The sequence below is a fragment of the Leifsonia sp. 115AMFTsu3.1 genome (assembly GCF_004362795.1).
In the GTDB taxonomy this organism is placed as follows: domain Bacteria; phylum Actinomycetota; class Actinomycetes; order Actinomycetales; family Microbacteriaceae; genus Leifsonia.
Genome location: NZ_SNYB01000002.1, coordinates 1,048,177 through 1,066,694 on the forward strand (window position 1 = coordinate 1,048,177; position 18,518 = coordinate 1,066,694).

The 18,518-nt window shown below is 70.5% G+C and carries 19 protein-coding genes and 1 pseudogene; 11 read left to right on the top strand and 9 right to left on the bottom strand.

Features of this window, described 5'->3' with window-relative positions; genetic code table 11:
- Window positions 1–17 precede the first annotated feature (17 nt).
- Complete coding sequence (locus AXZ95_RS16090; protein ID WP_018191763.1) at window positions 18–968, top strand: DMT family transporter; 951 nt, start codon at window positions 18–20, stop codon at window positions 966–968.
- Here the strand turns inward: AXZ95_RS16090 and AXZ95_RS16095 are convergent.
- Entirely contained in the window at window positions 965–1,546 is a 582-nt protein-coding gene (locus tag AXZ95_RS16095; protein ID WP_018191762.1) for a nitroreductase family protein, read from the bottom strand. The genes AXZ95_RS16090 and AXZ95_RS16095 overlap by 4 nt on opposite strands.
- Entirely contained in the window at window positions 1,546–1,971 is a 426-nt protein-coding gene (msrB, locus tag AXZ95_RS16100) for a peptide-methionine (R)-S-oxide reductase MsrB (RefSeq protein WP_018191761.1), read from the bottom strand. The genes AXZ95_RS16095 and msrB overlap by 1 nt, the downstream gene beginning before the upstream one ends.
- A 181-nt stretch (window positions 1,972–2,152) precedes the next feature.
- On the opposite strand from msrB, the gene AXZ95_RS16105 reads away from it, so the two are divergent.
- The 4 genes from AXZ95_RS16105 (at window position 2,153) to groL (ending at window position 5,221) form a co-directional block, all read left to right on the top strand.
- Complete coding sequence (locus AXZ95_RS16105) at window positions 2,153–2,464, top strand: DUF3263 domain-containing protein (RefSeq protein ID WP_018191760.1); 312 nt, start codon at window positions 2,153–2,155, stop codon at window positions 2,462–2,464.
- A 21-nt stretch (window positions 2,465–2,485) separates the two neighbouring features.
- On the top strand, window positions 2,486–3,034 hold the full coding sequence (locus tag AXZ95_RS16110) for a LytR C-terminal domain-containing protein (protein WP_018191759.1): 549 nt from the start codon (window positions 2,486–2,488) through the stop codon (window positions 3,032–3,034).
- 169 nt (window positions 3,035–3,203) lie between these two features.
- Entirely contained in the window at window positions 3,204–3,407 is a 204-nt protein-coding gene (locus tag AXZ95_RS16115) for a cold-shock protein (RefSeq protein WP_018191758.1), read from the top strand.
- A 194-nt stretch (window positions 3,408–3,601) separates the two neighbouring features.
- Window positions 3,602–5,221 (top strand): chaperonin GroEL, encoded by a 1,620-nt coding sequence (gene groL / locus AXZ95_RS16120; RefSeq protein WP_018191757.1) that lies wholly within the window; start codon window positions 3,602–3,604, stop codon window positions 5,219–5,221.
- 232 nt (window positions 5,222–5,453) lie between these two features.
- Here the strand turns inward: groL and AXZ95_RS16125 are convergent, their stop codons facing one another.
- Together AXZ95_RS16125 and AXZ95_RS16130 are read right to left on the bottom strand one after the other, a co-directional pair.
- Window positions 5,454–7,154, bottom strand: a complete 1,701-nt coding sequence (locus AXZ95_RS16125; RefSeq protein ID WP_018191756.1) for a HAMP domain-containing sensor histidine kinase — start codon at window positions 7,152–7,154, stop codon at window positions 5,454–5,456.
- A 59-nt stretch (window positions 7,155–7,213) separates the two neighbouring features.
- Window positions 7,214–7,906: a response regulator transcription factor gene (locus tag AXZ95_RS16130; RefSeq protein WP_018191755.1), complete on the bottom strand. Its 693-nt coding sequence runs from the start codon at window positions 7,904–7,906 to the stop codon at window positions 7,214–7,216.
- 103 nt (window positions 7,907–8,009) lie between these two features.
- Between AXZ95_RS16130 and AXZ95_RS16135 the strand changes: the two genes are divergently transcribed.
- The 4 genes from AXZ95_RS16135 to AXZ95_RS16150 are packed head-to-tail and all read left to right on the top strand — an operon-like array spanning window position 8,010 to window position 11,750.
- Window positions 8,010–9,230: an FAD-dependent oxidoreductase gene (locus tag AXZ95_RS16135; protein ID WP_018191754.1), complete on the top strand. Its 1,221-nt coding sequence runs from the start codon at window positions 8,010–8,012 to the stop codon at window positions 9,228–9,230.
- Complete coding sequence (folP, locus tag AXZ95_RS16140; RefSeq protein ID WP_018191753.1) at window positions 9,184–10,128, top strand: dihydropteroate synthase; 945 nt, start codon at window positions 9,184–9,186, stop codon at window positions 10,126–10,128. The genes AXZ95_RS16135 and folP overlap by 47 nt, the downstream gene beginning before the upstream one ends.
- Window positions 10,121–10,873 (top strand): pyrimidine reductase family protein, encoded by a 753-nt coding sequence (locus AXZ95_RS16145; RefSeq protein WP_018191752.1) that lies wholly within the window; start codon window positions 10,121–10,123, stop codon window positions 10,871–10,873. The genes folP and AXZ95_RS16145 overlap by 8 nt, the downstream gene beginning before the upstream one ends.
- Before the next feature lie 7 nt (window positions 10,874–10,880).
- Window positions 10,881–11,750: an aminoglycoside phosphotransferase family protein gene (locus AXZ95_RS16150; protein ID WP_018191751.1), complete on the top strand. Its 870-nt coding sequence runs from the start codon at window positions 10,881–10,883 to the stop codon at window positions 11,748–11,750.
- A 148-nt stretch (window positions 11,751–11,898) separates the two neighbouring features.
- On the opposite strand, the gene AXZ95_RS16155 is transcribed toward AXZ95_RS16150, so the two are convergent.
- The 3 genes from AXZ95_RS16155 to AXZ95_RS16165 form a co-directional block, all read right to left on the bottom strand.
- Window positions 11,899–13,542, bottom strand: a complete 1,644-nt coding sequence (locus AXZ95_RS16155) for a DNA repair helicase XPB (protein ID WP_018191750.1) — start codon at window positions 13,540–13,542, stop codon at window positions 11,899–11,901.
- Window positions 13,543–13,620: 78 nt separating this feature from the next.
- The gene (locus AXZ95_RS16160) at window positions 13,621–15,513 is read right to left on the bottom strand and encodes a helicase-associated domain-containing protein (protein ID WP_018191749.1); all 1,893 of its coding nucleotides are present in this window, start codon (window positions 15,511–15,513) and stop codon (window positions 13,621–13,623) included.
- A 28-nt stretch (window positions 15,514–15,541) separates the two neighbouring features.
- A complete protein-coding gene (locus AXZ95_RS16165; RefSeq protein ID WP_018191748.1) occupies window positions 15,542–15,853 on the bottom strand; it encodes a hypothetical protein in 312 nt (103 codons plus the stop codon).
- Between the two features lie 56 nt (window positions 15,854–15,909).
- On the opposite strand from AXZ95_RS16165, the gene AXZ95_RS16170 reads away from it, so the two are divergent.
- Window positions 15,910–16,290 (top strand): cold shock domain-containing protein, encoded by a 381-nt coding sequence (locus AXZ95_RS16170; protein ID WP_018191747.1) that lies wholly within the window; start codon window positions 15,910–15,912, stop codon window positions 16,288–16,290.
- The gene (locus tag AXZ95_RS16175) at window positions 16,283–17,212 is read left to right on the top strand and encodes a DUF3027 domain-containing protein (RefSeq protein WP_018191746.1); all 930 of its coding nucleotides are present in this window, start codon (window positions 16,283–16,285) and stop codon (window positions 17,210–17,212) included. The genes AXZ95_RS16170 and AXZ95_RS16175 overlap by 8 nt, the downstream gene beginning before the upstream one ends.
- Here the strand turns inward: AXZ95_RS16175 and AXZ95_RS19815 are convergent.
- Window positions 17,132–17,296, bottom strand: a pseudogene (locus AXZ95_RS19815) (DUF2530 domain-containing protein); the annotation flags it as partial. The gene AXZ95_RS16175 and the pseudogene AXZ95_RS19815 sit on opposite strands and share 81 nt — an antisense overlap.
- A gap of 7 nt (window positions 17,297–17,303) precedes the next feature.
- Window positions 17,304–18,419, bottom strand: coding sequence for a phosphoserine transaminase (serC, locus tag AXZ95_RS16180; RefSeq protein WP_018191745.1), 1,116 nt, complete (start codon window positions 18,417–18,419; stop codon window positions 17,304–17,306).
- Window positions 18,420–18,518 lie beyond the last annotated feature (99 nt).

Genomic DNA, 18,518 nt, shown 5'->3' on the forward strand with positions numbered 1-18,518 from the left:
GGCCTAGGCTTGGGGGAGTGACTCCTCGCTCGTTCCCGCTCTGGCTCGCTCTCGTCCTCGCGCTCCTGTGCGGTGCGCTGGTCGCGCTGCAGTCCCGCATCAACGGCGAGCTGGGGAGCCGACTCGGTGACGGGTTCACGGCCGCCGCCATCTCGTTCGGCTCCGGCCTCGTGATCCTCACGGTCGCGCTGGCGATCGTGCCGGCCGGCCGACGAGGCCTGGCGCGCGTGCGTGACGCGCTCCGCGGCCGCGGTCTGCGCTGGTGGTACGTGCTGGGCGGCGCCGCCGGCTCGTTCCTGGTGCTCTCGCAGGGATTGACGGCCGCCGCGCTCGGCGTCGCGCTGTTCACCGTCGCGGTCGTGGCCGGCCAGACCATCAGCGGCCTCGTGCTCGACCGCGTCGGGCTCGGCCCGGGCGGCCGCCGCCCGCTGACGGCCGCACGACTCGTCGGAGCACTGCTCGCCCTCGTCGCGGTCACCTGGGCGGTGTCGGCGCAGTTCGGGGGCAGGGCCCCGGTATGGATGATGGTGCTCCCGTTCATCGCGGGTCTCGGCACGGGCTGGCAGCAGGCGGTCAACGGCCAGGTTCGTGTCGCCGCCGAGAGCGCGCTGACGGCGACGTTCATCAACTTCGCCGTCGGCACATCGGTTCTGCTGGTGCTCATGCTCGGACACTGGGCGCTGGCCGGACTCCCCGCACGCCTGCCGACGGAACCCTGGCTATACATCGGCGGGGCGATCGGCTGCATCTTCATCGGGGTGACCGCGTTCCTCGTGCGGATCACCGGGGTGCTGCTGCTCGGTCTGGCGACGGTTGCGGGCCAGCTGGCCTCCGCCCTCCTGCTCGACCTGCTCCTGCCGACCGCAGGCCACACCCTCGCGTTCTCGACGATCGGCGGCACGCTGCTCGCGATCGTCGCGGTCGCCATCGCCAGCATCCGCTGGGGCTGGCGACGGCAGTCCGCCTAGTCCAGCGCCGTCAGGAAGCGCTCGGGGTCGAGCGACCGGCGGTACCCCTCCTTGCTGTCCGCGGGGATGCCTCCCACGTACAGCCAGCCGAGCAGCCGCTCGTTCTTCTTCAGTCCGTGCATTCTGTGCACCGCCTTCGACCGGGTGTGGTGGCCGGTCCGCCACATCACGCCCCAGCCCGCGTCGTGGAGCAGCAGGCTCAGGATGTGGGCCACTCCTGACGCCACCGCATCCTGCTCCCAGCCGGGAACCTTCTCGCTCTTCGTCCGCACGGACACGATCGCGATCAAGAGAGACGAGCGCAGCGGCTTGGATGCGAGCTTCTCCGCCTCCGATCCGGTCGCCTTCGCATCCCGCACGAACGCCTGGCCGAGCCGCAGCCGCGCGTCTCCGCGGAGCTCGATCAGACGCCACGGGTGCAGCGCGCTGTGGTCGGCGACCCGGCCGGCCGCCGCCACCAGGGGCAGCAGCTCCTCGTGGGTCGGCGCGTCCGGCGTCACCCGCGAGTACGACCGGCGCGCGGCGACGCGCTCGGCGAGGTCGCCGGCGGAGCCCGCGGCCGTCGCGCCTGTCGTCATCAGGACTCCGGCGTGAAGTTCAGCGACAGCGAGTTCATGCAGTAGCGGTCGCCGGTCGGAGTGCCGAAGCCGTCGGGGAAGACGTGCCCGAGGTGCGAGCCGCAGGAGGCGCAGCGCACCTCGGTGCGGACCATGCCGAGGCTGGTGTCCTCGATCAGCTGCACGGCCTCCGGGCGGACGGACTCGTAGAAGCTCGGCCAGCCGCATCCCGAGTCGAACTTGGTGCCCGACTTGAACAGCTCCGCGCCGCACGCCGCACAGGTGTACAGGCCGGCGCGACTCTCGTCGAGCAGCTCACCGGTCCACGGGCGCTCCGTCCCGGCCTCCCGCAGCACCGCGTACTGCTCGGGGCTGAGCTCCTCGCGCCACTCGTTCTCGCTCTTGGAGACCGTGTATCCGTCCTGGGCCGTCTCGTTCGTTGCCATGCCTCTCCCTTTCGTCGTCACCAGACTAAACGGCGGCGCCGCGACGGCTGTTCCCGTTTCGTCCCGCGACGTGCCGGGAGGAAACGGGGAACACACAGGGCCTGCGCCCTAGGATGATGCGCGAGCGCGGGGCGCGACCGGCATGTCCGGCAACGTCCGGCGTCCGTGACGAGGGAAGGCGGTGCGCGTGACCCGGTCAGCCGACGAACGGCCTGCCGCCGACCGCGAGCCCTCGGACACGGACCAGCTGAGCGATCGGGATGCCGCGATCCTCGCGTTCGAACGCCAGTGGTGGCGTCACGCCGGAGCCAAGGAGCAGGCCATCCGCGAGGAGTTCGGTCTCTCGGCGGCTCGGTACTATCAGTTGCTCGGTGCGCTGATCGACCGCCCGGCCGCTCTCCGCCACGACCCCATGCTCGTCAAGAGGCTGCTGCGGCTGCGCGAGGCGAGGCTGGCCGCACGACACGCACGGACCCTCCCGTCCGGCGACTGACCCCGAGGACCGCATCCCCCGATGGCTGAGAAGTACCCCCGCGACAGGTTCGACGAGATCCCCGACGACCTGAAGCGCGTCGGCGCGCACCGTGCGCCGCGCCCGCGGGGCCGCGCATGGATGGCGGTGGGATGGGCGGCGCTCGCCACGATCGTGCTGGTCGGCGCCGGCATCTTCGGTCTCTCCGTCATCAACGGCAACATCTCCTTCCACGGGCCGTCGGCCTCGGCATCCCGCTCGCAGACGCCGACGCCCACCCCGACCCCGACGATCGTCCCGACCGTGAACCCCGCGCTGCAGGTCAACGTGCTGAACGGCACGTCGACGGAAGGCCTGGCGCAGACCGTCGGCGACAAGCTGAAGGCCGCGGGCTGGACGGTCAGCGCGCTCGCGAACGCCGACCGCAACGACCTGGCGACGACCATCGTCTACTACGGCAATCCCGCCAACCAGGCCGCCGCCCTCGGGGTCGTGCAGTCGCTGCCGGGCGCGACCATCCAGCAGAGCAATGCCTTCGACGACACGGGTGCGGACATCACCGTCGTGATCGGCGCGAACTACCAGGGCTGATCCGGGCTCCGTGACCGCCCGATCTCTTTGTTTCGCGCGTGTTTAACTTTCGCCTCATTTCGGAATCGATTCACGAAATCTCTGGCGTCGCCGCCTATTGAAAGCATTAGGATCGGGAGTCAACGTGCGGCGACGGATCGCGCGAGCGACACAGCAATGGGAGTAATGCATGGCGAACGGGACCGTGAAGTGGTTCAACGCTGAGAAGGGCTACGGCTTCATCACCGTCGATGGAGGGGGACAGGACGTTTTCGTTCATTACTCCGCGATTGACATGAACGGATACAAGGTCCTCGAAGAGGGCCAGCAGGTCGTTTTCGAGGTCGGCACCGGGCAGAAGGGCCCGCAGGCCGAGTCGGTGCGGCTGGCCTGAGCACAGCGAACCAACGAATCTGCGGAGCGCCGTCCCCATCGGGGGCGGCGCTTCGCCGTTGCTCCCGGTGTTCGCCGGTCGCGGAGTGATCTTGCACTCGACAGCGGCGAGTGCCAGAATCGCTTTAGCACTCCATCTGATCGAGTGCTAATAGACGGAATCTTTCGCACACGTCCGGGAGGGACGAGAAACACATGGCAAAGATCATTGCTTTCAACGAGGACGCCCGCCGCGGCCTCGAGCGCGGCCTGAACACCCTGGCCGACACGGTCAAGGTGACCCTGGGCCCGCGCGGTCGTAACGTCGTCCTCGAGAAGAAGTGGGGCGCCCCGACGATCACCAACGACGGCGTCTCCATCGCGAAGGAGATCGAGCTCGACGACCCGTACGAGAAGATCGGCGCGGAGCTCGTCAAGGAGGTCGCCAAGAAGACCGACGACGTCGCCGGTGACGGAACCACCACCGCGACCGTCCTCGCTCAGGCCCTGGTCAAGGAGGGCCTGCGGAACGTCGCGGCCGGCGCTGACCCGATCACCCTGAAGCGCGGCATCGAGAAGGCCGTCGCGGCGGTTACCGAGGAGCTCGTCGCCTCCGCCAAGGAGGTCGAGACCAAGGAGGAGATCGCGGCCACCGCGTCCATCTCCGCCGGCGACACCACCATCGGCGAGATCATCGCCGAGGCGATCGACAAGGTCGGCAAGGAGGGCGTCGTCACCGTCGAGGAGTCGAACACCTTCGGCACCGAGCTCGAGCTCACCGAGGGCATGCGCTTCGACAAGGGCTTCCTGTCGCAGTACTTCGTGACCGACCAGGACCGCCAGGAGGCGGTGTTCGAGGACCCGTACATCCTCATCGCCAACCAGAAGATCAGCAACATCAAGGACCTCCTGCCGATCGTCGACAAGGTGATCCAGGCCAACAAGCCGCTCCTCATCATCGCTGAGGACGTCGACGGCGAGGCCCTGGCGACCCTGATCGTCAACAAGATCCGCGGCATCTTCAAGTCCGTCGCCGTCAAGGCTCCGGGCTTCGGCGACCGCCGCAAGGCCATGCTGCAGGACATCGCGATCCTCACCGGCGGCCAGGTCATCTCCGAGGAGGTCGGTCTCAAGCTCGAGAACGTCACCCTCGACCTGCTCGGCCAGGCCCGCAAGGTCGTCATCACCAAGGACGAGACCACGATCGTCGAGGGTGCGGGCGACCCGGAGGTCATCGCCGGCCGCGTGCAGCAGATCCGCAACGAGATCGAGTCGACCGACTCGGACTACGACCGCGAGAAGCTGCAGGAGCGCCTCGCCAAGCTCGCCGGTGGCGTCGCCGTCATCAAGGCGGGCGCGGCCACCGAGGTCGAGCTCAAGGAGCGCAAGCACCGCATCGAGGACGCCGTGCGCAACGCGAAGGCCGCCGTCGAGGAGGGCATCGTCGCCGGTGGTGGCGTCGCCCTCATCCAGGCCGGCAAGACCGCCTTCGAGAAGCTGGAGCTTACCGGTGACGAGGCGACCGGCGCCAACATCGTCAAGGTCGCCATCGAGGCTCCGCTGAAGCAGATCGCGATCAACGCGGGCCTCGAGGCCGGCGTCGTCGTCGAGAAGGTCCGCAACCTCCCGGTCGGCCACGGCCTCAACGCCGCGACCGGCGAGTACGTCGACATGCTGGCCTCCGGCATCAACGACCCGGTGAAGGTCACCCGCTCGGCGCTGCAGAACGCGGCGTCCATCGCGGGCCTGTTCCTCACCACCGAGGCCGTCGTCGCCGACAAGCCCGAGAAGAACCCGGCTCCGGTCGGCGACCCGGGCGCAGGCATGGACTTCTAAGTCCCCGCACCACGCAGAGAGGGCGTCTCCCCACAGGGGAGGCGCCCTCTTCGCATGCCCGGGCCGATTCATGCGTGCGACTGCACCCCGCGCAAACGGAGGAGAATCGTGCGCGGTCCGCGGTGATTCGCCACGAACGGAGGTGGACCGGCGGGTCAGTGGGCCGGATCCCCTCCGTTTCCGGCGCCCCGACGCGGGGTTCCGTTGCGAACGCGACGCGGCGGGCGAGCGCTTACGGGGCGAGCGGGCTCGGGGAGGCGGGGGAGCCGGCGAGCGGCAGCGAGACGCGGAAGGTCGCGCCGCCTCCCTCGGTGTCGACCACGTCGACCGTGCCGTTGTGGGCGGCGACGATGGAGGAGACGATGGCGAGGCCGAGGCCGCTTCCGCCGGTCTCGCGGGCGCGCGACGTGTCGGCGCGCCAGAAGCGCTGGAAGATCTTCTCGCGGATCTGCGGCGGGATGCCCTCGCCGTGGTCGCGGACTTCGATGATGCCGCGCTCGGTGCGGTGGTCGATCTGCACCGCGATCTCGATCGGGCTGCCCTCCGGCGTGTAGCGCAGGGCGTTGCCCATCAGGTTGGTGACGACCTGGCGGAGCTTGTTCTCCTCCGCCATGACGATCGCGGGCTCCGACGGGGCGGGCTGCGTGAGCACCACCTTCTCGGCCGTCGTGATGGGCAGTGGCTCGGTCGCCCCGCGGCGGCTGCGACCGCGGCGCAGGCGGGCGAGCGCCGATCCCGCGAAGGCGATCGGGCCCGTGGCGTTCGCGGCGCGCGCGTCGGTGTCGGGGATGGTCATCGGGACGGTGTCGAGCCCGGGCTCCGCGGCGTCGTCGTCCGCAGGCGGAAGTGGCTCGGGCGTGAGGACCGTGACGACGCGTCCTGGGGAGCCGGCCATCGCATCCATCGCCGCGTCCTGCGCGATCTTTACCAGGTCGACGCGGCGGAGGTCGAGCGGCTTGGTCTCATCGAGCCGGGCGAGCTCGAGGAGGTCCTCCACGAGGATGCCCATGCGGATCGCCTCCTTCTCGATGCGATCCATGGCCTGCGCTACGTCCTCGGGCGTCTGCAGCGCACCCATCCGGTACAGCTCGGCGTAGCCGCGCACCGAGACCAGCGGGGTGCGGAGCTCGTGGGAGGCGTCGCCGACGAAGCGGCGCATCTGATCGATCGTGCGCGCGCGGTCGCTGAACGCGCGGTCGATGCGGTTCAGCATGGTGTTGAGGGAGCGGTTGAGCCGCCCGACCTCGGTGTTGGGAGTCGCCCCGCCGAGGCGCTGGCTGAAGTCTCCGTCGGCGATGGCGGCGGCCGTCTGCTCCACCTCGCGCAGCGGCGAGAACGTCGTCGTGACCAGCATCCGGGTGAGCCCGGCGCCGACCACGATGACGATGACGCCGAAGCCGAGGAAGATCGCGAGGAAGCTCGCCATTACGGTGTCGATCTGCGATGTCGTCGTCGCGACGATCGCGGTGGCGAGCTCGCCGCTGCCCGCGAACGTCTGCGTCGTCGCAAGGGCACGGTACGTCGTGCGGCCGTCGTTGCTCGGCAGCGTGAAGCCGCCGTTCATGCTCTTCGCCTCAGGGAGGGTCAGGGTGGTGGGGATCGCCGGCCGGTGCGCGTACGGGATGTTCGACCAGTTGCTCTTCACCAGCTTGCCGCTGGAGTTGTACAGCGCCGCGAAGTAGTCCGACGGGCTCGAGTCGGTTGCGATCTGGTCGTCGTCCGACGACGGCGTGCCGAGGTACGTGTTCAGGTACGACGCGCCCGAGGCGGCCGAGAGCTGCGCATCCAGCTGGTCGAGGAGCACCGGCTTCAACATCGACATCGTGCCGATACCGGTCACGAGCAGCCCGAGCGTCAGCATGAGCACGGTCACGCCCGTGATCTTCGTGCGCAGGGAGATCGCGTTCCAGCGGTCGAGCAGACGTGAGTGCATCAGGCCGTCAGTCTATGCAGGGGATGCTGTGCCGGGCATGTGTGCGCCCGGTGCGCACCTCAGGCTTTCGCGGCCTTCAGCATGTACCCGAACCCGCGCTTGGTCTGAATGAGCGGCTCGCTGGAGTGCGCATCCACCTTGCGGCGCAGGTACGAGATGTACGACTCCACGATGCCGGCGTCGCCGTTGAAGTCGTACTCCCAGACGTGGTCGAGGATCTGCGCCTTCGAGAGCACGCGGTTCGGGTTCAGCATGAGGTAGCGCAGCAGCTTGAACTCGGTGGGGCTGAGCTCGATGGGGGTGTCGCCGACGAAGACCTCGTGCGTGTCCTGGTCCATCGTCAGCTCGCCCGCGCGGATGACGGCGTCTTCGTCGGCCTGCATCGTGCGGCGCAGGATGGCCTTGATGCGGGCGACGATCTCGTCGAGGCTGAACGGCTTGGTGACGTAGTCGTCGCCGCCGACGGTGAGGCCGGTGATCTTGTCCTCGGTGTCGTCCTTCGCCGTGAGGAACAGGATGGGCGCGGTGTAGCCCGCGCCGCGGAGGCGCTTGGTGACGCCGAAGCCGTTCATGTCCGGCAGCATGACGTCGAGGATGATGAGGTCGGGCTCCTCTTCGAGGACCGCGGAGATCGCCTGCGCGCCGTTCCCGACTGCACGGACGGCGAACCCGGCGAAACGGAGACTGGTGGTGAGGAGGTCGCGGATGTTCGGCTCGTCGTCGACGATGAGAATGCGGGGTCCTGCGTTCATGGAGACAGTATCTGCGCGTCGGCTGGGTCTTACCTGTGAGCCGTCGGTGCGCCCTAGGTGCGCAGGTCTGGCGCCCGCAGTGTGAAGAGTGGATGCTGAGATCATGTCTGAACCCACCGTCGTGATCGCCGGGGCCGGCCTGGCCGGCGCGACCGTCGCCACGGAGCTGCGCGAGCGCGGCTTCGGCGGCCGTATCCTGCTGCTCGGTGCGGAAGAGCACCATCCATACATCCGGCCGCCGCTGTCGAAGGAGTTCCTGAAGGGCGAGGCCGGGCTCGAGGATGCGGACGTGCATCCCGCCGAGTGGTACGCCGACAACGCGGTCGAGTTCATCCCGAATGTCGAGGCGGGTTCGTTCGAAGCGGACGCGCACGAGCTGTTCGTGTCGGACGGCGGCCGGATCACCTACGACAGCCTCGTCCTCGCCACCGGGGCGCGAGCGCGCCCGCTCGGTGTTCCGGGCAGCGGTCACGGCGCGGTGTTCCCGCTCCGGACCCGGGAGGACTCCGCCTGGCTGCGCGCGGCGCTCGAGGTCGGCGGCCGACGTGTCGTCATCGTCGGGTCCGGGTGGATCGGCATGGAGGTCGCGGCGGCGGCCCGCGGGTACGGCAACGACGTGACCGTGATCGGCCACTCGGCGGTCCCGCTCAGCGGGGCCATCGGTCGGGAGCTCGGCGGCGTCTTCGAGCGACTCCACCGGGACAACGGGGTCGCGTTCCGCAACGGCGCGAAGGTAGTGGGCGTCGACGGCGGCGAGGAGCAGCACGTCGTGCTCGCGTCGGGGGAGCGCATCCCCGCCGACGTGGTCGTCGCCGGTGTCGGGGCGTCGCCGAACAGCCTGGTGGCCGAGCGCTCCGGCGCGGCGGTCGCGGAGGGCGTCCTCACGGACAAGGGGATGCGGACCAGCATCGACGACGTCTACGCCGTCGGCGACGTCGCCACTCCCTTCCTTCCGGCGATCGGCCGCCACCTCCGCAGCGAGCACTGGTCGAACGCGATCGCGAGCGGGAAGGTCGCCGCCCACGCCATCCTGGGCGAGCGCGCGTCGTACGACGACATCCCGTACTTCTACTCCGACCAATACGATCTGGGCATGGAGTATTCGGGCTACGGCCCCCTCACCGCCGGCGCCCGGGTGGTGTTCCGGGGCGATGTCGACGCCCGCGAGTTCATCGCGTTCTGGTTGCGCAACGACCGGGTGGTGGCCGGCATGAACGTGAACGTGTGGGACGTGCAGGACGACATCCAGCGCCTCATCCGGCTGGGGGAGCACGTGGATGCGGACCGCCTGGCCGATCGGGACGTCGACCTTGCCGCGCTCTGAGCCGTACCTGCCGCCGCTGCGCGTGCCGGTCCGGCGCATCGGCGCGCGCACGTTCGACTTCTCGCGGCAGGTCGCGGTCATGGCCGTGGTGAACCGCACCCCCGACTCGTTCTTCGACCAGGGCCGCACGTATGCCTTCGACCGGGCGGTGGATGCGTGCTTCGAGGCCGTCGCGCTCGGCGCCGACTGGGTGGACATCGGCGGCGCGCCCTTCGCTCCGGGCGAGCCGGTCCCGGTGGAGGAGGAGATCGAGCGCGTCGTCCCGGTCGTGGCGGCGCTGCGGGCCGGGTCCGACGTGGTCATCTCGGTGGACACCTTCCACGCGGCCGTCGCCCGGGAGGCCATCGCCGCCGGAGCGACCGTCATCAACGACACCACCGGGCTGCGCGATCCCGAGCTCCCGCGGGTCGTCGCCGACAGCGAGGCCACCCTCGTCATCACGCACAGTCTCGCCGAGCCGCGACGCCCGTACCCGAAGCCCCAGTACGGGGATGTGGTGGCGGAGGTTTCCGCGTTCCTGCTCGACCGCGTCGAGCGTGCGCAGGCGGCGGGCATCCCGGAGGAGCGGATCATCGTCGACCCCGGCCACGACCTCAACAAGAACACGCTGCACTCGCTGGAGCTGACCCGCCGTCTCAGCGAGATCGCGGACCTCGGCTACCCGACTCTCGCCGCGGTGTCGAACAAGGACTTCATCGGCGAGACGCTCGACGCCCCGCGCGCCGACCGGCTGGAGGGGTCGCTCGCGGCCGCGGTCATCAGCATCGTCAACGGCGCGCGTATCGTGCGGATGCACGACGTGCGCGCCTCCGTCGCCGCCGTGCGCATGACCGAGGCTGTGCTCGGCCTCCGCCAGCCCGCCTACCTGAAGCACAACATGGGAGACGTGAATGAGTGAGCCCGCCATCCACCGCCTGTCGCCGCTGCCGTCGCAGACCGAGCTGACCGATGACGACATCACCGCCCTCTACCTGGAGGGGGCGGGCGATCCGTGGCTGCGGGTCAACTTCGTCAGCAGTGCGGACGGCGCGGCCACCCATCAGGGGCTCTCGGGCGGGCTGTCCAACGACGTCGACAGCCGCGTGTTCGAGTTGCTGCGGCGACTCTGCGATGTCGTGCTCGTCGGTGCCGGCACTGTTCGTGCCGAGGGGTACGGTGCGATGCGCGTCGCCCCGGAGTCGGCTCGCGTCCGCAGCGGCGCGGGGATGACCGCGCATCCCGTCTTCGCGATCGTGTCGGCCGGGCTCGACCTGGACCCGCGCAGCTCGATCTTCCAGGACGCCCCCGAGCGGCCGATCATCCTCACCACCGAGCTGTCGCGGCCGGAGGCGCGCGAGACGCTGTCGGAGGTGGCGGACGTCGTGGTCTGCGGTCGGGAGCGCGTGCAGGCCGAGCGCGGACTGCGGGTGCTGCACGAGCGGGGGCTCACGCGCATCCACTGCGAGGGAGGTCCGCACCTGTTCGCCGACCTGATCGCGGCGCGTGCGGTCGACGAACTCTGCCTGACGGTCAGCCCACGGCTGGAGGGCGGGACGTCGTCTCGGATCGCGACGGGCGCAGCACCGATCGCCCCGCTCGGGCTGCGGTTGGCGCACACGCTGGCGGGGGATGACACGCTGCTGCTGCGGTATGTCCGGGGCTGAGGATGCTGTGACCGCCGAGCTGCGGCCGGTGATCGATGCGGGTGTGGTGCGTCGTCTCGTCGACGCGCAGTTCCCGCGGTGGCGCGGGCTGCCCATCCGACCGGTGGACCACGACGGCTGGGACAACCGGACATTCCGGCTCGGCGACGAGCTGAGCGTCCGCCTGCCGAGCGCCGCCGGCTATCGCGAGCAGGTCGCGAAGGAGCAGGAGTGGCTGCCGCGGCTGGCCCCGCTGCTGCCATTGCCCATCCCGCAGCCGGTCACCGCGGGCGCACCGACGGCGGAATACCCGCTGCCCTGGTCGGTGTACCGGTGGCTGCCCGGCCGCCCGGTGGTGCTGCTCGGCGATGTGTCGCGGGATGCGGTGCTCGCGGAGGCGATCGGGCGCTTCCTGGTCGCACTGCGGGAGGCGCCCACCACGGGCGCGCCCCGGCCCGGCACGCACAACTTCTTCCGCGGCGCTCCGCCGGACGTCTACGGCGAGGAGGCGCTCGCCGCGTTCACGCTGCTCCCGCCCGCTGACGCCGACCGCGCGCGCGGCCTATGGGCCGAGGCGACAGCATCCCGCTGGGGTCGGCCGCCGGTGTGGTTCCACGGCGACGTCGCGCCGGGCAACCTGCTGGCGGATGCGTCGGGCGCGCTGTCCGCGGTGATCGACTTCGGCACGTCCGGTGTCGGAGACCCCGCTTGCGACCTCGTGCCCGCCTGGACGATGTTCGAGGGCGCAGCCCGCGATGCCTTCGTCGGCACCGTCGGCCTCGACGACGACACGTGGTCCCGGGCGCGCGGCTGGGCCCTCTGGAAGGCCGCCATCACGCTCCGCGACCGCCCCGCAGACCCTGAGGCGCGCGCGACCCTCGCCCGCATCCTGCGCTGACCCCGCGGCGCGCCGGCCCGCTCCCGAAGCCCCGAGATTTGCGCCAAATCTCTGTTATGCGGCGCCGATAACCGCGATTTGGCGCAAATCTCGCGCGGGCAGGTGGCGAGGGCAGGGCGGCGTGGGGAGGGCGACGCAGGGCAGCGCGCTACGCCGCCTGCAGCGCGTGCGCGTCGAGGATCGTGTACGAGTAGCCCTGTTCGGCGAGGAACCGCTGGCGGTTCTGCGCGAAGTCCTGGTCGACGGTGTCGCGCGCGACGAGCGTGTAGAAGTTCGCCGACAGCCCCGACTCCTTGGGTCGCAGCAGGCGTCCGAGCCGCTGCGCCTCCTCCTGGCGGCTGCCGTACGAGCCGGAGACCTGGATGGCTACGGTCGCCTCGGGCAGGTCCACCGAGAAGTTCGCGACCTTGCTCACGACGAGCACCTTCGTCCGGCCGTCGCGGAACTCCTGGTAGAGCCGCTCCCGCTCGTCCACGGGCGTCGCGCCGGTCAGCTGCGGTGCGTCGAGCGCCTCGGCGAGCTCGTCGATCTGGTCGAGGTACTGGCCGATGATCAGGATGCGCTCTCCCTCGTGTCGAGCCACCAGTTGACGCACGATGTCGAGTTTCGCGGGGGCCGTCGCCGCGAGGCGGTACCGCTCGTCGTCGGGGGCGGCGGCGTAGCTGAGCCGGTCCGACGGCGGCAGGTCGACGCGCACCTCGTAGCAAGCGGCCGGCGAGATGAAGCCCTGCGCTTCGATCTCCTTCCATGGGGCGTCGAAGCGCTTCGGGCCGATGAGGCTGAACACGTCGCCCTCGCGGCCGTCTTCGCGCACCAGTGTCGCGGTCAGGCCGAGGCGGCGGCGGGCCTGCAGCTCGGCCGTCAGCTTGAAGACGGGCGCAGGGAGCAGGTGCACCTCGTCGTAGACCACGAGGCCCCAGTCGAGTGCGTCGAGCAGCGCCAGGTGGGCGTACTCGCCTTTCCGCTTGGCGGTGAGGATCTGGTAGGTCGCGATCGTGACCGGCTTGACCTCCTTCACCTGCCCCGAGTACTCGCCGATCTCCTCCGCCGTCAGCGTCGTGCGGCGCAGCAGCTCGTCGCGCCACTGCCGGGCCGACACGGTGTTGGTGACGAGGATGAGCGTCGTGGTCTTCGCGGTCGCCATCGCGCCAGCGCCGACGAGCGTCTTGCCCGCGCCGCACGGGAGCACCACGACTCCGGAGCCGCCGTCGAAGAAGTTGGTGACCGCCTTGCGCTGGTAGTCGCGCAGCGCCCAGCCGTCCTCCTTCAGCCCGATCTCGTGCGGTGTTCCCGGCGTGTACCCGGCGAGGTCCTCCGCCGGCCAGCCGAGCTTCACGAGCTCCTGCTTCAGCTGCCCGCGTGCCCACGCCTCCACGACGAACGTCGTGTCGTCACGGCGCTGCAACAGCAGGGGCGCGATCCGCTTGGCGCTCGCGACCTCGGTCAGCACGGCCAGGTCGCTGGAGCGCAGCAGCAGCGTCCCCTCGTCGTCACGCTCGATCACGAGCCGCCCGTAGCGGGCGACCGTCTCGGAGACGTCGACGGACACCGTCTGCGGGATGGGGAACTTCGAGTAGCGCTCGAGCGTCCCGAGCATGTCCTCCGCGGTGTGCCCGGCGGCCCGCGCGTTCCACAGCCCCAGCCGGGTGATGCGGTAGGTGTGGATGTGCTCGGGCGCACGCTCCAGCTCGGCGAAGACGGCGAGGTCGTGGCGTGCGTCCTCCGCCTCCGGGTGTGCGACCTCCAGCAGGACGGTGCGGTCGCTCTGGACGATCAGGGGGCCATCGGACATAGCTCACCAGCCTACGCCCTGCGCCCTGGGGTTCGGCCGGGTGGCCGGGAACCGGACGCGGCCGCACCGCCGCCGCGATCACGGCGCCGGGCGCACGCCCCGGATGCTGGAGAGCGGGAGTGTCCGCTCGATGTCCGCTGCACGGTCGCGTCCGCGCAGCCGGCCGCCGCCTACCCCGGTCGGCTCCAGCAGGTAGTCGACGACGTCGCCGCCGGGCATGGCCACCTCGACGATGACGGTCTGGCGTGCCTTGACCGCCGCATCCAGCTGCCGCGCCAGCCAGCGCTCGCCCGTGTCCTCGCCGGCGTCGTCCTCGGCCTGCCGCAGCCGCGCGACCAGTTCTGCGTCGCGATCGGCCTCCTCTGCGGCGCGGGGATGCGCGAACCGCTGGCGACGGAGCGTCACCTCGCGCCCGTCCGCGTCCTCCGCCACCACCGGGTAGCGCGCGTCGCTGAGCGCCCAGAACACCACATCCCGTGGGTACCGGCTCACCAGTTCGCCGTCTCCGGTCGGGATCAGCCGCAGGGAGCTGAGCGCCTGGTCGATCTGGATGCTGCGGAGCAGCGTCGCGTCCGTCGAACGGACCGCCGACCGCACATTCTCGCGCTCCGCTCCGTGCACGCGGACGCGCCCGTGCCGCTCGGCGGCATCGGCGATCAGGTACTCGATCGGCTGCGGAAGTCCGGTCAGCGAGATCATGCTGAGGAACTCGCGGATGCCGTCCGCCGTCTCGCCCGCCGTCAGCGCACGGTCGACCGACGCGGCGGAGAGGCGGAAGGTCGCCGCGAGTGCCCGGGACTCGAGGTCGGCGATCCCGCGCAGGCGTCCTTCGATCTCCGGCGCCAGCGGCCCGGGGGAGACGATCGTGAGGTCGTGCTGCAAGTAGACGCGGTCGACCTCGGCCGGGAACGCGGCGGCCATGACCTCCGTCGCAGCCTCCGGACCGCTCTCGACCAGGGTGGTGCCTGCGGAGGACGGCGCCTGGTGCGCGGTGACACCGAGCCATTCCGCGAGGCGCGTGTGCGCATCCACGCGCCGCTGCGCCTCCTCGACGGCCGCCGGGTACAGCCAGGCGACGTGCTCGCGCAGGCTGTCGCCCCACGCGGCGCGGCTGCGCAGGGCGAGCAGGGTGCGGAGGTCGGCGGGGAGGGCGTCGAGCCACGCGGCGGTGAGGGCACGCCAGCGGTCGCGGGTGGGGGAGTGCGACCAGTCCGCCGCGGCCTCGGTCGGCAGCCACATCCCGTCGTCGACGGCGACGAGCCCGGCGCGCTCGGCGGCGGAGAGGACCACGGGGACGACGTCCGCCTCCACCGAGAGGGCCTCGGCCAGGCGCTTGACCGCCGGGAGCGCGAGTCCGCCCTTCTGCAGGCGGCGGGAGCCCTCGCGCGCGAGTTCCGCGAGCAGTTCTGACACGGCCGTCACGGCCTCGAAGGCGCGCTCGGAGGCGAGGCGGTCGGTGAAGCGGCTCTCCGTGTCCGGCACGGGCGCCAACGCGGGTGGAGGCGGGGTGCCGAGCAGCTCGGCCGGCGACGGGAGTCCGGAAGCCGGCCACGAGGCGAGGTGCTCGGTCACCGCGACGTAGACGACGACGCGGCCGACCGGCGCGTCGGAGGCAGGATCGGCGTCGGCGTCGGCGGGATGGACGAGCAGGAGGCCGTCCAGGTCGGCGAGGGCGGCCGCGGCCGACTCGACCGTGGTTCCGGCGGTCGCCGGCTCGCGGGTCAGCCGGTCGGCGAGCTCCTCCGCAGTCAGCGGTCCTCCGCCGCTGCCCAGCGCGACGAGCGCCGCGAGGCGTGTCCGGTCGAGTGGGGTCAGCGCGCGCTGGAGGGAGTCCGCGTCGAGGAGGGCGTCCGCCAGGTCGAAGAAGTCTGACACCCCCGTCCGGCGGTAGGTGCGCCGGTGCAGCGCGGAGACGAGCTCAGCGTCATCCAGCTCCCGCAGTCGTGCTGCGAGAGCGAGCGTGGTCGTCATGGCGCCGAACCGCCGGTCGCCCCGGCCCCTAGCGCCGGCCCTTGGGTCCGGTGGGCGCAGAGCCGGGCGTGCCGTTCGCCCGGTTGAGAGCGCGGTTGCGGCGGGCGCTGACGATGATCAGCACGACGATCAGCACGAACGCGATCGGAAGCGCGACCAAGGGGAAGAAGAACACCGTCGGCCAGAGGCCCTGACCCGATCCCTGGGCGGCGAACTGACCCGCTGCGGTGCCGATGAGGATGGCCGCGATGCAGACCAGGGAGACGATGACGAGCGCAGCGATGATGTACGCAAGGATGCGCTGGAGCCGCGATGCCGGCGGCGGGGTCTGTTGGGTCACGAAATCAAGGATAATTGAGGTTGGTCATACGATCCCCCATGCGAAGTGAGGTTCCCATGCCAACCGGCAAGGTCAAGTTCTACGACGAGGAGAAAGGCTTCGGCTTCATCAGCTCCGATGACGGCCAGGAAGTCTTCCTGCACGCCTCGGCGCTTCCCGCCGGTGCCGTCGTCAAAGCGGGAACCCGTCTGGAGTTCGGCATCGCCGACGGCAAGCGCGGTGCACAGGCGCTGTCCGTGCGCGTCCTGGAGGCTCCGCCGAGCCTGGTGAAGATGAAGCGCAAGTCGGCCGACGACATGGCGATCATCGTCGAAGACCTCGTGAAGCTGCTCGACGGCATCGGTGCGAACCTGCGCCGCGGCAAGTACCCCGACAAGGCGCACGGCGCGAAGATCGCGGCCGTGCTGCGCAAGGTCGCGGACGACCTGGATGCCTGAGCGCGGCGACGAGGTCGACCCGGCTGCCGAGGCGGTCGAGAGTGAAGCGGTGCCGGAGGACGTCGAGGTCGAGGAGATCGACATCGTCGAGGTGATCGAGGATGCGGAGCCGGCCGAACCGCTGGTGGCCGATCCCGAGCTGCTCGCCGCTGTCCCGCTGGCGCTCCAGGCGTTGCGCGAGATCACTCCGGAGAACACGATCGGCGAGCCCCTCGGGCACGTCGTCGAGGCGCCGGGTGTCGTCTCCCTGCTGTTCGCCAGCCGCCTGTCGGGTTACCCGGACTGGCACTGGACCGTCACCGTCGGCCGCGCGAGCGACGACGACGAGCCGACCGTGCTCGAAGCCGAGCTCATGCCCGGCGACGGGTCGCTGCTCGCACCCGACTGGGTGCCGTGGTCGGAGCGTCTCGCCGAGTACCAGGCCGCGCAGGAGGCGAACGCCGGTGCGGAGGCCGAGTCGGAGGACGACGACGACGCGGATGACGACGAGGACGAGGGCGACGACGACTCCGAGGAGGGCTTCGACGACGCCGAGGACGACCACGACGTGCACGACCTGCACGACGACGACGATGTGGACGGCGTGGACATCGACAGCGTCGACGTCGACTTCGACGAGGAGACGGACGTCGACACCGGCCTCGACCTCGAGGCCGAAGAGGCGGCGGCGCTCGCCGACGAGGACGCCGACGACGAGGACTCGGACGACGACGATGACGATGACGCCGAGCCGGATGACGACGAGGACGAGTCGGACGACGACGCGCCCGACGCCTCAGCGGCGGCGCTTGACGGTGAGGTAGCCGAGTCCGAGGACGCCGAGGACGAGTCCGACGACGATGGTCCAGAGCCAGGTGCCGGAGGCGACGACCGGTCCGCCGACGACCAGCACGACGACGAGGGCGATCACCCACAGGGCTAGCCCGACGACGACGGCCCGCCGGTCATCCGTCTTCACGGGGACCGGATCGGGCCGACGTTCGTCGTCGCGGAGCCAGAGGCGCATCGCGCTCTCAGCCCAGCCGCTCGACCACGTATTCGATGCAGCCGATCAGGGCACGCACATCCGCCGGCTCGATCGCGGTGAACGTCGCGACGCGGAGCTGGTTGCGGCCGAGCTTGCGGTACGGCTCCGTGTCGACCACGCCGTTGGCCCGCAGCGTCTTCGCGACCGCTGCCGCATCCACGCGCTCGTCGAAGTCGATCGTGACGACGACCTGCGACCGGTGGTCGGGGTCGGCGACGAACGGGGTCGCGTACTCGACCGACTCGGCCCACGAGTACAGCGCGCCCGACGACTCGCGGGTGCGGGCGTCGGCCCAGGCGAGGCCGCCGTTGCCGTTCATCCACTCGAGCTGGTTCTCGAGCAGCACCAGCGTCGCGATCGCCGGGGTGTTCAGCGTCTGGTTGAGGCGCGAGTTGTCGACCGCGTTCTTGAGGCTGAGGAACTCGGGGATGTAACGGTCGCTCGCCGCGATGCGCTCGACGCGCTCCAGAGCGGCGGGGGAGAAGAGGGCGAGCCACAGGCCGCCGTCCGACGCGAAGTTCTTCTGCGGGGCGAAGTAGTAGACGTCCGCCTCGCTGACATCGAGGTCGACCCCGCCGGCAGCGCTGGTCGCGTCGATCACCGTGAGCGCGCCCTCGTCGCCGTGGACGCGGCGGACCGGCGCCATGACACCGGTGGACGTCTCGTTGTGCGGCCAGGCGTACAGGTCGACGCCCTCCACGACCTCGACCTCGCTGCGCGATCCGCCCGGCGCCTCGATGACGTGCGGGGCGTCCAACCACGGCGTCTGCGCCGCCTTGGCGAACTTGCCGCCGAACTCGCCGAAGACCAGGTTCTCACTGCGCTTCTCGATGAGACCGAACGCCGCGGCGTCCCAGAACGCGGTCGACCCGCCGTTGCCGATGACGACCTCGTAGCCCTCGGGCAGGCGGAACAGTTCGCCGAGGCCCTCGCGCACGCGGCCCACCAGGTTCTTGACCGGTGCCTGGCGGTGGGAGGTGCCCAGCAGCTCCGCACCGGCGCCGGCCAGGTACGCGACCTGCTCGGGCCGGACCTTGGAGGGTCCGCATCCGAATCGACCGTCGGCGGGCAGCAGCTCAGAGGGAATCGTGACGTCCGGCATAACTGAAGTGTATTGGCTGTTGCACGTCCAGGACGGCGCGCACCGGCGCTCCGCCCGCGCCTGCGCCAGGCTGTCAGCCGCACCAAGTAGGCTGATATC

Bases quoted from the DNA above. Each gene is read 5' to 3' on its own strand.
- AXZ95_RS16155 (WP_018191750.1), bottom strand. From the start codon at position 13,542: ATGTCCGATGGCCCCCTGATCGTCCAGAGCGACCGCACCGTCCTGCTG.
- AXZ95_RS16110 (WP_018191759.1), top strand. From the start codon at position 2,486: ATGGCTGAGAAGTACCCCCGCGACAGGTTCGACGAGATCCCCGACGAC.
- AXZ95_RS16095 (WP_018191762.1), bottom strand. From the start codon at position 1,546: ATGACGACAGGCGCGACGGCCGCGGGCTCCGCCGGCGACCTCGCCGAG.
- AXZ95_RS16145 (WP_018191752.1), top strand. From the start codon at position 10,121: ATGAGTGAGCCCGCCATCCACCGCCTGTCGCCGCTGCCGTCGCAGACC.
- folP (WP_018191753.1), top strand. From the start codon at position 9,184: ATGCGGACCGCCTGGCCGATCGGGACGTCGACCTTGCCGCGCTCTGAG.
- AXZ95_RS16135 (WP_018191754.1), top strand. From the start codon at position 8,010: ATGTCTGAACCCACCGTCGTGATCGCCGGGGCCGGCCTGGCCGGCGCG.
- serC (WP_018191745.1), bottom strand. From the start codon at position 18,419: ATGCCGGACGTCACGATTCCCTCTGAGCTGCTGCCCGCCGACGGTCGA.
- AXZ95_RS16115 (WP_018191758.1), top strand. From the start codon at position 3,204: ATGGCGAACGGGACCGTGAAGTGGTTCAACGCTGAGAAGGGCTACGGC.
- AXZ95_RS16130 (WP_018191755.1), bottom strand. From the start codon at position 7,906: ATGAACGCAGGACCCCGCATTCTCATCGTCGACGACGAGCCGAACATC.
- AXZ95_RS16160 (WP_018191749.1), bottom strand. From the start codon at position 15,513: ATGACGACCACGCTCGCTCTCGCAGCACGACTGCGGGAGCTGGATGAC.
- AXZ95_RS16175 (WP_018191746.1), top strand. From the start codon at position 16,283: ATGCCTGAGCGCGGCGACGAGGTCGACCCGGCTGCCGAGGCGGTCGAG.
- groL (WP_018191757.1), top strand. From the start codon at position 3,602: ATGGCAAAGATCATTGCTTTCAACGAGGACGCCCGCCGCGGCCTCGAG.
- AXZ95_RS16125 (WP_018191756.1), bottom strand. From the start codon at position 7,154: ATGCACTCACGTCTGCTCGACCGCTGGAACGCGATCTCCCTGCGCACG.
- AXZ95_RS16170 (WP_018191747.1), top strand. From the start codon at position 15,910: ATGCCAACCGGCAAGGTCAAGTTCTACGACGAGGAGAAAGGCTTCGGC.
- msrB (WP_018191761.1), bottom strand. From the start codon at position 1,971: ATGGCAACGAACGAGACGGCCCAGGACGGATACACGGTCTCCAAGAGC.